We start from the raw sequence: 12,854 nt of genomic DNA, 5'->3' as shown, positions 1-12,854 counted from the left end.
TCTGCATCCACTATCGCCAAGCGATATCGGGCAATGTCATTAAGTTAAGGAAAACTAAGAAAAATTTCACCACGAAGGGCACGAAGAACACGAAGAAAAGACAGGATTTCTTCATAAACCCCTTCGTGAACTTCGTGCTCTTCGTGGTGAAAAACTCTTATCTTAATGACATTGAGCGATATCGGGGATCTCAATACCTTGAGATTCCCGATAAAAAATTTCGGGAATGACAGCCGTTATCCTTACTTCTCTATTTTCGCTTTTAAATTTATAATGCGTAAATCTATTTCTTTATCTACAGTTTCAGAAAATGATTGAAGCGATTTTTGATTTTCTGAAATCAATTTAGAGATTCGAATCGAGAATTCGTTTTCAACTGTATTAGGAAGTATACAGACCTTAGCCGCCCTTAGTTGATAGCATTCTCTATACATTTGAACAGGAGCAATATTTAGATTCTCATCAATTAAAATAACTGCTCCACCGTAGGTTTCTTTTCGATCAACGGTATCAACAACCCAACCGCCTGTATTTACTACTTGAACCGGCTTTGCATAATGGGGATTAGCCATAGGTTCTACGAAAGGCTTATGAGTATGCCCGAACACAAATTGGATTTCCTTCGGAGCTTTGTCCTTTCGTTCTCTACTGATTTGTCTAAATAAAACTTTGTCCAGATAGTGGTTAAGTTTGTCTCTCATTTCTTGCGAAAGACTTCCACTATTATCTGTGCGCTCATGCTTTGCAATTGTTCCCAGTGTAACTCGTAAAAAGGCATAAACAATTTTTTCTATTTTACGTCCGGGAATGAATCGAATAAAGAAACGGGAGAGTTTGCGGAATAATGTAGTTGCCGCTTCGTTCTCACTCTTTTTTATGTTTTGAGTAATCTTCACTGCGATGTTGTGCAACAATTCCGAAAATTTGTCTTCGTCTGTCATTTTATCATAGATTAATTCTACTCCCTTACCTACTTGCCCTGATCTGCCCATAGTTGACCAAAAAAAATCAATCCATGCAAAGTTTTCTTTTTCGATATCCCAAATATCTTCGGGAATGGATTGATTGGGAAATATATAAGTTTTGACAGTGCTCATTAGAGTATAGATGTCTTCTAAGAAATGTCCATGGTGGAATAAGACTGATTTGCCGCTAGATTCATTTAGCAATCCAAAATTAGGATAGGCTACTTGCACATGAAAATTTTTTAAATGTTCGTTATTTTGTATGATCCCATTCATGAAGTCGCATCGAGTGGGATGTTGTGTGTTCTCGATGAATATATTCGTTGTATGCCACATTGGTGGGAGGTTATTCTTATCATCCATTCTTTCTATATATCGCACATATTGAGACTCGCGAGCTATTTCCCATAAATGATGATCGTGATTGCCTGGTATATAGTATACATTGGCAAACAGCTCTTTGCCTTTCGGAAGAATTAAATCTACAAATCTGTCAAATACCATTCCGGCTTCGTTGGTTTCGCATAACGCTAATTCCAGAATATCCCCTAGGAGGATTAAATTTGGTTTTTGCGATTTATCTTGATTTTGCTCAATTAGAAGTCTGAGGTTTTCTACGAGCGAAATCAGGACAGGACTTGGCTCTAAAAAATTTGGCTTTAATCCATCTGAAGTGAGCTTAGTTAAAAGACTATTTTGTGCACCAAAGTGCAAATCGGAAAGACAAACATACTTGATATCTGGCATAATTTCTCCTGAGCAAATGGAATCGTATTTATCCATTTTGTAAAAGCAAGATTTTTTTTTAAGAGTCTTAGGCTGAGAGGAAAAAAGAAAATCCATACTCTTGCGAACAAAAAAAAATTGCTTGAAGTAATAGGCTTTATTCTTTAATAATCCATTCTGACAATCGTCATCGGAGTATTACATGCAAGATTATATAGTGATTGGTGCAGGATACGGTGGAATAGCCGCTGCGTCGCTTTTGCAAAAGCGTGGAATGAAGGTAACTATACTCGAAGCGCATCATCTGATTGGCGGTTGTGCGTCTTATTTTCGCAGGAAAAACTTTTTGTTTGATGTGGGGGCTACTACTTTTAGTGGAGTTAGTTCTCATCAACCTGTCGGAAAGCTATTTCACGAATTAGAAATTAAGCCTGATTTGATACGAATTGATCCCGGTATGATTGTTAAAATGGGCAATGCAGTTATTACACGCTATTCAAATTCTGAAAAATGGCTAGAAGAGGTAAATTACCATTTTCCGGAAAATAAAATGAATCAGTTCTGGGAAAAAATATTTACACTAGAGAAACTTGCGTGGGAATTCATTGATCAAAATAAAAAAATTCCGCCTCGAAGTGTTTTTGATCTTGTTTCTTTAATGAAATGGAATAATTTGAATAAGGTTCAAATGATACCCGAACTCTTTAAATCTGTATCAAAAGAAATGGGAAATTTTAGAATAAATAGTCTTCCTTTTCGTAAATTTATTGATGAGCAATTGTTAATTACTACTCAGAGTCGATCCGATATGGCGCCAATGCTTACTGCGGCAATGGGACTTGCTTATCCGGCTGAAACTTATTATCCGCTAGGTGGAATGTATAAGCCTGCTGAATTAGTTTTAAATAAATTCAAAGAGTTGAATGGAGACATTGTTTTAAAAGAAAAGGTAATATCTATTACCCGTAAGAAAAATTACTATGAAGTAATTTCAGAAAAAGGAAATGTCTATAAATCTAAAGGAATTGTTTCCAATTTAACGATTTGGAATATGGCAGAAATTACGGAAGGAGAAATACAAAAGTATTTTCTTTCGCAATCAAAAAAATACAAAGTTGCTCCAGGTGCGTTTACTATTTATTTTGCGATAGAATCTTCTATAGAATTACCTTCACTCTATTATCAGATTCACAGTCGAAATAAAATCCCTAATTGTGACGCACAGGCTTTTTTTGTATCTTTCTCTCATGCACAAGATCGAGAGAGAGCGCCGGAAGGATTTAGAACTGTGACAATTTCTACACACACAAATCCAAATGAATGGCGAGCTTTGAGTAAAGATGCTTATAAAAAAAAGAAAGAACTTACAACCAGTTTTATACTAGAAGAGTTTGACTTCGCATTTCCTGAGTTTAGAGCGGCAAATAAACTTTATCCACTAGACGGCACTCCTAATACGTTTGAATTTTATACGAAACGTAAAAATGGTTTTGTTGGAGGAATTTCACATTCGGTTCGGTCGAATTTGCTCTTTATGACACCAAATAATCCACCTTTTGCTAATTTATACCTCGTAGGAGACACAGTATTTCCGGGGCAAGGAATTCCTGCTGTCGTTTTAGGCTCACTCAACGCAGTAAATAGAATTTTCGAATAATTTTTTAGTTGCAATATACCCTGTGGGGTATGGTATGTAATAAAAGAGGGATTTTATGAACAGGAAGATTTTAATTATTGGTGGTGTTGCTGGTGGTGCTACGGCAGCAGCAAGAGCAAGACGGTCTGATGAATTGGCTGAGATTACAATCTTAGAGAGAGGTGGCTATATATCATTTGCCAATTGCGGTCTGCCTTATTATATTTCAGGAGAGATTAAATCTAGGAGTAACCTAATTTTACAAACTCCTGACAGTTTTTATTCACGCTATCGGATTTTAGTTCGTCTCGGAACAGAAGCAATTCAAATCAATCGACAAGAGAAATTTGTCCTAGTAAAATCCGCCAATGGTGAGGAAAAGGTTTTCTATGATAAGCTAATTCTTTCACAAGGGGCTAATCCTATTTTGCCGTCAATTCCTAATATATCGAATGAGAATGCTTTTACGCTTAGAGATATTGATGATATGGATCGGATTCATAATTTCATTGACGCAAATTCTCCTAAGAACGCTGTCGTCGTTGGTGCTGGTTTCATTGGTCTCGAAATGGCAGAAGCTCTCGTAGAGCGCGGACTCAAAGTTAGCCTCGTAGAAAAGTATGAGCATGTAATGCCAATTGCAGATCCTGAATTTGCTGAATCGATAAAAAGAACCTTAGTTGAAAAAGGAATCAATGTTATTACCTCAGATTCTGCGGTAGGATATGAACCTGCTACAAAAAATCTAATTTTAGAAACTGGTGCAAAAGTTCCTGCTGAGATGATTTTATTTTCTATCGGTGTTCGTCCAGAGTTAGAACTAGCTAAACAGTCCGGCTTAGAAATTGGTAAAACAGGTGGTGTCGTTGTAAATGAATTTATGGAATCCTCCGATCCTTCTATTCTTGTAGTCGGCGATATGGCTGAAATTACGAATCGAATCACAGGGGATAAGACGCGTATACCGCTTGCAGGTCCTGCGAATCGCCAAGGACGTGTTGCGGGAGCCAATGCCTGTGGAGAACGAAAAAAATACTCCGGCTCTATCGGTTCTTCCGTAGTTAAGATATTTAATAAAGTGTATGCGATGACTGGACTCACAGAAAAACAAACACAAAATATTTCAGCCTCTTCTGTAACAGTTCATCCTAATCATCATGCTGGTTATTATCCGGGATCGAAGCAGTTGAGTTTGAAATTAACTTATTCAAATGAGACTGGTAAAGTTCTAGGAGCGCAAGCCTTTGGAGAAGAAGGTGTTGAGAAAAGAGTCGATGTGATTGCAACTGCAATTCTTGGTGGTCTTCACATTGAGGACTTAGAAGAGTTAGATCTTTGTTATGCGCCTCCTTTTTCTTCTGCAAATGATCCTGTGAACATGGCAGCTTTTGTTTCTTCCAATGATCGACAAGGTTTTAGTCCTACTGTGACTGTAAAAGAATTTTTAAACTCGTATGCCAAAGACAAATCACTGTATGTCTTAGATGTGCGCAATCCAAACGAATTCTCCGCTGGCAAATTTCCAACTGCGGTTAATATTCCTTTGCCGGATTTGCGTAAAAGACTTTCTGAGGTTCCAAAGGATAAGGAAATTTTTGTCCATTGTCAAGTAGGTTTTCGTGGACATCTGGCCGCCAGAATTTTGTTGCAGTCCGGTTTCTCTAAAGTCTATAATATTTCTGGTGGATTTAAAAGCATTGAGCTACTCTTTAAGGGGTAACTTTTAATTACCGCAAAGTGCACAGAGAGTTGAAATAGGAATAAAAAAATGTGAAGCAAAAAACGGTAGGATAGGCATCGTTGTCTGTCCAAGAACACAAAGGGTGTGCGTTTTATCTCATAGCATTGAGTATTCTGAAAAACAAATGCTATGAGACATTTTAAAAGGGGTTAATTGTCATTAGTTGTTAATAGCCAGAAAGAGAATTACTTTGCTTACCGGACTCATCATAGCATTCATTGTTACTGCAAGAACTAGAAAAAGAACTAGCTGTGCTACAAGATGAACCCTTTATCTTTGAGCATGTTGCTCTTGCCTTGTCTCTGTCACTAAAGCTATCACCATTTACACAGACGATGATTCGCTTACCATCTGATTTTTTCCAATCAGAGTTGTATTGACATTTTGCCGAAATGGATTGGATTCCAAGCATTGAAATCACTACAAGAAAGAATATACTTTGTTTCATATTTTACCTCTTCTCTATTTTATTTACAAGAGTTGGATTTTTCAAAAAAAGAGTCAATAATTTTTCTACTAGTCTTACTGATAAGTAATAGCTCTTAAATCGTTTTCTAGTGTGATTAAAATTTCAGTAAGTCCTTGGTTCCAGGCGCGGATAATGGATACAGGTTCTTTGTCTGGAGAAAGTATTTTTTTTGAATAAAGTTTCTTGAATACGACCTGGTCTTTGATATTGTCAGAAAGATAAAATTCAATTTCTACTACTGAATATATTTTACCACCGGAAAAATCAGCGTAAAGCAAATTAATATTACCCTCTAGCAATAAATTGGAATCAGAGCTACTAATTCTATTTGTGATTACCTCTGATAGTTTACTTTCGTTTAGCCACGTAATTACTTGCTCGGTAATGTTGGTAGGAGGAGATGTTAAAAATTGGTTGTAGTAGTCACTTTCAAAATCAAGGTCTTTTCTATATATAAATTCCTTTCCTTCATAATTGGAATTGATTTTTAATTTATTGATACGAAGTTTTGGGAATTTGACTGTTGGGCTTTTTTTAATTTTAGAGAGGTCGGCTTCAATCGCAAAAAATCTTTTCTTTGGTGCTTCCTTTGAAATGCTTACACATCCGATGAGGCTAATGACTAATGCAAAGCAAAAAATGCTGATTATTTTTTTCATTTTTTCCCCATCTCCGAAGATTTTGGAGCTTCTCCGAAAAGTAACATGGATGGATACTTTTTTGCATTGTTGCTCACTTCTCTTAAATCTTCTGTTACGATTCTAAAATTTTCTACTGCTACTGAAATATCCTTATTATTATTGCTCAACATATTGTTTAGTTTGTTCATACTCTGGGACATGAGTGTTAGAGATTCATTTAATTTTGTTGGGAGATCTTGCATTTTAGGGTTAGCAACAATTTTTTTAAGTTCTTTATTAGTTTCTCTAATCTCTGCAAGGAGTGCATTTCCATTTGTAGACATCTCGCCTATATTTGCCGCCTTTAACGATTCATCGAGCGTGACAACTAATGTATTCAAATTTTTCGCCATATTCTCAATATCCGCTGCATCCAATTTTTTTAGAAACTCGTCCATAGAGGCACCGATCTTTGTAATCGTGCTCTTAGTGGATGGAACATACACATCATTAGGCGCCCAGCTAATTCCGAGTGGTTCATTAGATTCTTTATTCAAATAATCTATTTCTAGATAAGAAGTTCCGGTGAGACCTTGTGAGGTAAGCTTTATTCGAAGTCCATTTTCTACCATTTGCTTTACAACGGTATCTATCTCACTTCTAGAATTTAGATTAAAGAAATTCTTTACAGCCATTTTTACAAGCACATACCTTCCCTGTGAAAAGCTTGGGCTGTCAGCGTCTAATTTGTATTTGTCTTGCACAAATGTAATTTCCTTTACTGTGCCAATTTTAACACCGCGAAATTTTACGATCGAGCCTACATCTAGACCTTGAATGGATTCATCGAAGTAGGTTTCTAGAATTAAATTTTTTTGAAAAAGATTCCCTGCTCCAAGTATAATGATGAACACAGAAACGATGAATATACTCGAAATTACAAATAATCCAATTTTATAATAATTCATTCTTTGTCTCATATATTTTCCTCTTTTATATTATATTAATTTCTCTTCTGAAAAATTGACGCACCCATGGATTATCACTATTATCCCTTAGATAGGATGGTTTGCCTGTAGCTACAATTTTTTTTACTCGCTTATCTAGCATGATAACTCTGTCGGCAATTGAGTATATGCTTTCTAGCTCATGAGTCACTACAACAAAAGTAATATTAAAGTTGCGAGATAGACGTTTGATTAGATGATCTAGCTCAGCTGAGGTAATTGGGTCTAAACCGGCAGAAGGTTCGTCCAAGAAAAGAATTTTCGGATCAAGTGCCATTGCTCTTGCGATTGCAGCTCTCTTCTTCATTCCTCCACTAATTTCAGATGGCATATGTCTTGCGTATTTATCAAGTCCGACCATTTGTAATTTCATATGTGCAATGAGTTGAATTGCTTCGGGGCTAAACGTTGTAAACTCCTGTAGTGGTAAACTCACATTTTCAATTAGACTCATAGATCCAAAGAGTGCTCCTTGCTGATACATTACTCCGATTCTATTTTGAATTTTCTTTTTTATTTCTTCGGAAGCAGTAGCAATGTTTTCACCTTCAATTTCAATGTCACCGGCGGCAGGTTCAATGAGTCCAATCATATGTTTTAGAAGTGTGCTCTTCCCGCAACCTGATCCACCAAGAATTACAAAGATTTCTCCAGAGTTTACTTCAAAACTAATATTATCTATGATCATCTCACCACCCATGACTGCGGTAAAATTTTTCACTTCAATGATTGGTTTGTTTATGTCTGCCTTCATATAGTTACTTCAAACAAGAAACGACTTATGCAATTTAGTCAATAAATTTACACTCCTAGGTAGTAAAATAATACGGAAAAAACTCCATCCAATACTGCTATAGATATAATTCCATTCACGACCGCTTTAGTTGTAGACTCTCCAACGGAGCTTGCCCCAGTGCTCGTGTTTAAACCGTGAAAACAACCGATAGCCGATATAACTGCTCCAAAGACTGTTGCTTTAAATAGTCCACCGAACATATCAGGGTTTTTGACAGCGGATAACACTTGATTAACGAAAGTAATCAAAGGATACTGAAAAGACATCATCACTACGGCGCTTCCAATTAAACCAGCGAGATTAAAAAAAATTGTAAGCATTGGACTAATAATAATTCCGGCGATTAATCGTGGTATAACCAAGAATTGCAAAGGGCTAAGTCCCATCGTTGTAATTGCATCAATTTCTTCACTGACTTTCATGGTTCCTAATTCAGCGGCAAACGAGGATGCCGTTCGCCCTGCAATGATTACAGCAGTCATAAGAGGACCTAGTTCTCGAAAGAGTGACATGGAAACCAAATTGGCTACAAAAATCTCAGCGCCGAATCTTTGCATTGGTATCGCGGATTGAAAAGACATGATGAGTCCGAGCAAAAATCCAATTAACACAATAATTGGTAGAGCGTTTACTCCTGCGTATTCTGCTATTTTAATTACTTCGAACCATTTAATTTTGCTGGGATTTTTAAAAGAAGTAAAGAGTAATAAAGAACATTCACCGATAAAATTTATGATGAATTTCATTTCTTCCCAGAGCTGAACAGTTTGGTATCCAATTTTTTCCGGAGCATTCCAATTATCTTGGTAATTTATAAGTTCCTTCACTTCATGTTCATGGGTAAAAAAGTCTAATAAATCTTCAAATTTTTTTTCTAATCCAAGAATTTCAATTTCAATATTTAAATTTTTTGCTATTTTCTTATAATGAAATAAAAGAGCGATTCCAACGCCTTCACAGTCATGGATGCCAGAAGCTTGAACTATTATTTTTTTAAACTTACTACCTTGGATAAATATATTTGTTTCCTCCCAAATACTTGGTGTGGAGGTAACATCAAGTATACCGCTGATCTCCAACACCAAGTTATCACCATCTATAAAAGTCTTATAATTTGCTTGCGTTGTATTTTCCATTTTATTCAATGTCTAGCTGTGTTGGTTTTTCTTTTTTCTTTGGATGAGATTTTTTATGAGTCTCAGGGAGATCGACTGTTTTTTCTTTGAGAGTAATATTTTCTTCTTTTTCTAAGACGGCTACATTGATTCCATCTGATTCAACGCCTGGAACTGGAATTTCAATAGCAACATCTTTTAGTAAATATTCCATAGCAATTGGTAGAAGTAGTCTAGAAAGAAGTGTTGCAACTAAAACACCTCCGATTACAACTGTGGCTAATGGTCTTTGCACTTCAGCTCCTGCGTTAGACGAAATAGCCATCGGTATAAAACCAATAGCTGCAATAGTTTCGGTTGTCATAATAGGTCGGAGGGAAAGAATCGAAGCTTTGATTACTGCTTGAGAAAGCTTGATTCCTTCTTCTAACTGTTCTCTTAAAACCGATGCATACACGACACCGTTTAATACTGCTATACCGCTAACGGCAATGAATCCTACTCCAGCGGGGATACTAAATGGTAGCCCTCGTAAGACTAAACTTAAGATTCCGCCTGCTACGGCAAGTGGAACAACCATGAATACACCGATCGCATAGCGAACACTTCCGAAAGCAGCAATGAGCATCGAAAAGATAATTACCATTGCGATTGGCACAACAAGGGCTAATCTGTTTTTGGCGCGGGTGAAATTTTCGAATTGACCACCCCATTGAACGTAGTATCCTTCCGGCAAATCGTTAGTAATCTTTGCCGTTTTTTCCTTTGCTTCGTTGATATAGCTTACAAGGTCTCTTCCTCGAATATTTACTTCTACGAAAAGTCTTCTCTTAAGAGCTTCACGTGTAATGGAAGCGGGACCTTCTTCTATTTTTATATCGGCAATTTGTCCGAGTGGAACGGTTGTGCCGAAGGAAGTCATGACAGGAATATTTTCTATAAATTCAATTTCACTGAAATCCACATCAAGTCTTACAACTAAATCAAATCGCTTGAGTCCTTCGAAAACTTTTCCAGCATTGCGACCAATTCGAAGAGTCTCCACAATGTCTAACATCTCGTTAGCCGATACTCCATATCTTGACATCTTGGCTCTATTTGCTTTGATTTCTAAAAGTGGAAGACCTAATACGCGTTGGACTCGAAGATCTCCAGTTCCCTGAATTTCTTTTAAAATTTCGGCAATGTCCTCCCCAATTTTTTTTAATTGAACTAGGTCATCTCCATATACTTTTATTACTATGTCTGCTTTGGAACCGGCTAATAATGCGTTCACCCTATTTTCAATTGGTTGTGACATGCTTATATAACTAGAAGGCACGGTAGAAAGAATTTTATCTTTCATAATGGTCATGAGTTCTTCTCGGTCCTTAGCAGTTGTCCATTCCTTTTTGTCTTTGAGTTTAACCATGAGTTCGCCCTCGTCGGTTCCAACAGGTTCTGCGGCAGATTCTCCTCTTCCTGTTTTAGAAATTGCACTGGTAACTTCTGGAAAACTCATTAAGACTTTTTCGATCTCACTATTCAAGTCTCTTGAATGGTTGATGGATGTGGATGGAAGACGCTTAACGTCTATATTTAATTCCCCTTCATCAATACGTGGCAAAAATTCTGCACCTAGACTCATTCCTACAACGAGGGAAAAAACAACAACTCCAATGGAGATTAGAATTACTTCTTTTCTTTTGGAGAGTCCAAAGTTTAGAAAGATTTTATATTTCTCTTCTAATACATCCCAGTAATGACTGTGATGAAATTCTGGATTTTCAAATAGATAAGAGACTCCAGCAGGAAAAGTAGTTAAAGAAAAAAGAAGTGCAGCGGCGAGCGCCAAAGCAACAGTAATCGCCATCGGACGAAACATTCTTCCCTCAACACCTTCTAATACCATGAGTGGTAAATAAACGAGCATGATAATGGCGACTGAAAAAGCCGCTGCCCGTGCCACTCGAATGCAGCTACTCTGAATTAGCTCCACAGATCGAATTCTTTTTTCTGCATCGTCGATCGTATCAGGAAACATAGATCGTTTTGCGATAAACCCTGCCATTACTGATTCTAACATTACAATTGGACCGTCCACTAATAATCCAAAGTCAAGTGCTCCCAAACTCATTAAGTTACCTACAACACCGATTTGCCGCATGAATATGACTGCTACTAACATAGAAATCGGAATGGCTGAGGCGACTAACGCACCTCCCTTAACTGTGCCAAGGGATATGATAAGAGCGACAAACACCAAGATGGCGCCTTCGGCTAAGTTGATGAATACAGTTTTTAAAGCTCGATTGATAAATTCAGATCGGTCGTAGAATGGTTCGATTTTCATTCCTTCAGGGAGATCTTTTTTTAATTCTTCTACTCTTTTTTTAATTACCTCTACTACTTCACGGGAATTTTCTCCTATTAGCATCATCACGGTTCCACCAACTACTTCCCCTTGACCGCCTTTAGTTATAAGTCCAAATCGAATCGATGGACCAATTTTTACAGTAGCAATATTTCCGAGTAGTAGGGGAATACCGTCCTTATCCGTATTGATTGCAGTATTTGCAAGCTCTTCTATGGATTTGAATTGACCTTCTCCTCGAATGACTATTTGCTCATTGCCTTTCATTACATAGCCACCACCTGCGTTGCGATTTACTTCTTGAAGTCTGTCAAGTAAATCAGAAAAGGTAATATTATGCGCTGCAAGTCTTCGTGGATCAATTAGAATTTGGTATTGCTTTACTTCTCCACCAATTGTATTTACATCAATGACTCCGGGTAGAGACTTAATTTTTTTAGATAATTCCCAGTCCATGTAGGTTCTTAGTTCCATTGGACTATGGCGATCGGATGTTAGCACAAACTCATAAATATCCCCTAGACCTGTGGCTACTGGTGATAAGCCGGGAGTTCCATAGCCAGGAGGAATATCGTTTTCTACATCTTTTAATCTTTCGTTTACAAGCTGTCTTGCAAACCAAATGTTTACATGGTCTTTAAATACAATCGTTACACTGCTTACCCCTGTTCTCGAGATCGAACGAATTTCTTCTACATTCGGAAGACCTGTCATTGCAATCTCTACAGGATAGGTGATGAATTGCTCTACCTCGATAGGAGATAGACCGGGAGAAGGGGTAACAACGGATACCTGCACATTAGTTACATCGGGCACGGCATCAACAGAAAGATGGATTGCGTTGTAAAGTCCAACGAGAGAAATAAGGGCAGTCACAACAATAACTGCGAATCTTTTTTTTATGGAAAATGCAATCAGTGATTCAATCATTTTAAGAACTCACTTTTTAGGACAAAGGAACCCTCGCTTACTATGTTTTTATCTTGTGGGATACCGGACTTAATTTCTATATCATCGTCAATTGCTTCTCCCGTAACTATTTCTAAAGCTTCAAAAGATCCATCTGGGTTTGCAGAGAATACGATTGATTTGCCTTCTATCTTATGAACTGCTTCGGCGGGGACAACCATGATTTTGCGTGACTTGCTACCAGAGATGAGACCCTGCACTTTCGCACTGATGGTCTGTCCGGGTTTTAGCATTGATTCGGCATTATTCACTTCCAAGCGGATTTCCGCTGTATGCTTCACTTGATCGATTACTTCACTTACATGGGCAACGTATGCTTTCACTGTTTCCGGTCTATCGCCCAGTGTGGTTACTGTTGCTTCGGCGCCGATTTTTACTGAGTATAAATCTTTTTCATAGACATCGAGTAAAATCCAGAGTCTACGTAAGTCGGCAATGACAAAAGATTTTCTTCGAT

General features: G+C 37.4%; 10 protein-coding genes. 2 read left to right on the top strand and 8 right to left on the bottom strand.

Annotation, left to right across the window (positions count from 1 at the left end):
* Nucleotides 1-242 precede the first annotated feature (242 nt).
* Entirely contained in the window at nucleotides 243-1,712 is a 1,470-nt protein-coding gene (locus IPH52_27760; GenBank protein MBK7058778.1) for a metallophosphoesterase, read from the bottom strand.
* A gap of 181 nt (nucleotides 1,713-1,893) precedes the next feature.
* Between IPH52_27760 and IPH52_27755 the strand changes: the two genes are divergently transcribed.
* Nucleotides 1,894-3,348, top strand: coding sequence for an FAD-dependent oxidoreductase (locus IPH52_27755; protein MBK7058777.1), 1,455 nt, complete (start codon nucleotides 1,894-1,896; stop codon nucleotides 3,346-3,348).
* A 55-nt stretch (nucleotides 3,349-3,403) separates the two neighbouring features.
* A complete protein-coding gene (locus tag IPH52_27750) occupies nucleotides 3,404-5,047 on the top strand; it encodes an FAD-dependent oxidoreductase (GenBank protein MBK7058776.1) in 1,644 nt (547 codons plus the stop codon).
* Nucleotides 5,048-5,234: 187 nt separating this feature from the next.
* Here IPH52_27750 and IPH52_27745 read toward each other — a convergent pair whose 3' ends face one another.
* The 7 genes from IPH52_27745 to IPH52_27715 form a co-directional block, all read right to left on the bottom strand.
* Nucleotides 5,235-5,516, bottom strand: coding sequence for a hypothetical protein (locus IPH52_27745; GenBank protein ID MBK7058775.1), 282 nt, complete (start codon nucleotides 5,514-5,516; stop codon nucleotides 5,235-5,237).
* A gap of 74 nt (nucleotides 5,517-5,590) precedes the next feature.
* Nucleotides 5,591-6,196: a hypothetical protein gene (locus IPH52_27740; GenBank protein ID MBK7058774.1), complete on the bottom strand. Its 606-nt coding sequence runs from the start codon at nucleotides 6,194-6,196 to the stop codon at nucleotides 5,591-5,593.
* Nucleotides 6,193-7,137 carry an MCE family protein gene (locus IPH52_27735; protein ID MBK7058773.1) on the bottom strand — a complete coding sequence of 315 codons (945 nt, stop codon included), beginning with the start codon at nucleotides 7,135-7,137 and terminating at the stop codon, nucleotides 6,193-6,195. Before IPH52_27735 ends, IPH52_27740 begins: the two co-directional genes overlap by 4 nt.
* Nucleotides 7,138-7,150: 13 nt before the next feature.
* Nucleotides 7,151-7,918: an ATP-binding cassette domain-containing protein gene (locus tag IPH52_27730; protein ID MBK7058772.1), complete on the bottom strand. Its 768-nt coding sequence runs from the start codon at nucleotides 7,916-7,918 to the stop codon at nucleotides 7,151-7,153.
* Nucleotides 7,919-7,965: 47 nt separating this feature from the next.
* Complete coding sequence (locus IPH52_27725; GenBank protein MBK7058771.1) at nucleotides 7,966-9,096, bottom strand: MlaE family lipid ABC transporter permease subunit; 1,131 nt, start codon at nucleotides 9,094-9,096, stop codon at nucleotides 7,966-7,968.
* Between the two features lies 1 nt (nucleotide 9,097).
* The gene (locus IPH52_27720; protein MBK7058770.1) at nucleotides 9,098-12,358 is read right to left on the bottom strand and encodes an efflux RND transporter permease subunit; all 3,261 of its coding nucleotides are present in this window, start codon (nucleotides 12,356-12,358) and stop codon (nucleotides 9,098-9,100) included.
* Nucleotides 12,355-12,834, bottom strand: a complete 480-nt coding sequence (locus IPH52_27715; protein ID MBK7058769.1) for an efflux RND transporter periplasmic adaptor subunit — start codon at nucleotides 12,832-12,834, stop codon at nucleotides 12,355-12,357. The genes IPH52_27720 and IPH52_27715 overlap by 4 nt, the downstream gene beginning before the upstream one ends.
* Nucleotides 12,835-12,854: the final 20 nt, after the last annotated feature.

The organism is Leptospiraceae bacterium, from assembly GCA_016708435.1.
GTDB lineage: Bacteria > Spirochaetota > Leptospiria > Leptospirales > Leptospiraceae > UBA2033.
Note: the sequence above shows the minus strand (reverse complement) of the source record. Positions and strands in the feature narration are given on the sequence as shown.